The sequence below is a fragment of the Pseudomonas sp. P5_A2_2 genome, assembly GCF_054177685.1.
This window is the reverse complement of record NZ_JBGCUL010000800.1, coordinates 1-2,077: the sequence shown is the minus strand read 5'-3', so window position 1 is coordinate 2,077 and position 2,077 is coordinate 1. Positions and strand designations below refer to the sequence as shown.

At 55.8% G+C, this 2,077-nt stretch carries 1 protein-coding gene and 1 pseudogene; both read right to left on the bottom strand.

Annotated elements, in window-relative coordinates; translation table 11 throughout:
- Positions 1-259: 259 nt before the first annotated feature.
- Positions 260-1,129, bottom strand: coding sequence for an AraC family transcriptional regulator (locus ACXRVY_RS25870; protein WP_458238606.1), 870 nt, complete (start codon positions 1,127-1,129; stop codon positions 260-262).
- A gap of 434 nt (positions 1,130-1,563) precedes the next feature.
- Positions 1,564-2,077 (bottom strand): annotated as a pseudogene (locus ACXRVY_RS25865) (MFS transporter); the annotation flags it as partial.

The following is a 2,077-nucleotide window of genomic DNA, read 5'->3' as shown; positions in this document are numbered from 1 at the left end:
CAGTGTGACGCATTCCTTTATCAGCATGAAGAGTGGCTGTGAGCGTGACCCGTACTAGCTTATTGCCGCTCTTATGAGTGAAAGGCAACGCTTGAAAATGACAAAAGTCAGTCAGCCTCCTATTGCCTGAGCGTCCGCACTGGGGCGCACGCTGCCCTTCGCGACAGGCAAAAACCGGCCAATAGCTGCCCCTTGGCGAGAGGCAGCTTACAACGATGAACTCAACGACGATCGTTTCAAACCAGCAGCGACCTGTCCGCTATTGCAAAGGCACATAAATATCGGTCTGCCATTGATCCTGCGGTGTCTCGGGGGAAATGCTTAGATAATCGAAGAACAGCGGCTGGTCTCGAAGCTCCTCGCCGCTGGTAGGGAGCCAGTCACRATAGATCGGATAGATCGATTCGCCGATGTGATCCGTCGAGCCCACGTGACGCACCACGACGCAGCGCCCGCCAGGGATAACCCTCTCGGTTACGCCGAACTCATTCGCTGCTACCGTCTCGTGAATCTCGCCGCAGATTGCAAACCGGAACTCTTCGGCCGGGGTCGTATCGGGGTTGCCGAAAGGAATACCAAAGCTGCGACTTGATGCCACCGGCGACTGTCCGCTCTGCATGCGCCATTCGATAAATTTACGCACGCTCTCATTAATGAGCCCGGGCGCTCCGCAATGCTCTAATGCTGCAACCCTGACTTCGCGAAACTCCACAATTCGTATCTGCATGATGATGCTCCTGGAAAAATGAGGGATGGTGAACACCGCACTCCAGACCTGCCAATTCGGCTGCTTCCTGAATGCACTCGGCGTCATACCGAACGCCCGCCTGAACGCCCTGGAAAATGCTTCGGGGCTTTCGAAACCCGCACCGAAAGCGGCGTCCAGCACCGAGTAATCCGCGAGGGAAGACAAGCAATGCGCCGCGCGTCGTAGTCGCATCAGTTGTACATAACGTGAAACAGGCACGCCCACGAACGCGGTGAATTGTCGATGGAAGTGAAACGCCGAAAAATTCGCGACTTGGCTCAACGTCTTCACGGACAAGTCACCCTCGAGATTGGCGTCGATGTAGGCGAGTACCAGGTCGAAGCGTTTTGTGTAGGCGGCGTTGCTCAGCAAGTCAGACACTGGATGGAGGCTCCGGGAAATACGGTAGGCAATAGAGTCGACTATACCGGCGTGCCCRCGCCTAGCCGTGTTTGCTCAGGTCGCGATTGAATTGCCTGTTCGACGTGGCCGCCTTGGATGCACCGTCTTGAAGGCTACCGGGCAGTTCATCTGAGCCTCCGATTGTAAATCCTGTACGACCGACAGCTTTAGGTCGCATGTAGCCCTTCATGACTGGCAGAAAACGGCCGATTCTGTTGAAAAAGTCGGTCTGCCCAAACTGCCTGACCATTGACTGGTGAAAACGCCTTTTTTGCACGCTGCTACGTGAAATCCGAGTCCGGAAGCYTCTGCCAAAAGTAAAGATTTCAACCTCGGACGCGTACTTTTCTGATGCGCAAACCATGGCTGACTTTTTCAACAGAATCGGCCAAGAGCAGTCCTTCGGATGACAGTCACTGCTGAGCATGCACGGCTTTGCTCGAACGAAAGACCACCCAGCTCGCCGCCACAAGCACCCACGCAGCAATGCCGCCATACAGCATCACCCAGCCAAACCCATGCGCCAAAGCTGTGTTGGCGACATCGAGCGTAACCGTAGTGCCCTGGCCGGTCTGCCCCAACACCACGGAGTTACCGGCTGAAATGTTCTCCGCCAGCAACCTCAATTGCACTTCATCGGGCGAGCCAGATAACTGGTTACGCAGGGAAGACAGGATGCCTTCCACCAAGATGAATCCCATCAGCGCGATATTGATTGCAAGGCTGATCATACGAGCGCTGATATCGATGCCCGATGCCATGCCAGCACGCTCACTGGGCACCGACCCGGTGGTGGTATTGGTAACAGGCGTGTTGGTCAGCCCCAGTCCGATCCCGGCGATCAGGCAGCCTGGAAGCATCGTCAGCCAGCTGGCATGCGTGACACTGCTGCCCCATTTCATCAGCAGAAACCCCAGACCTATGGTG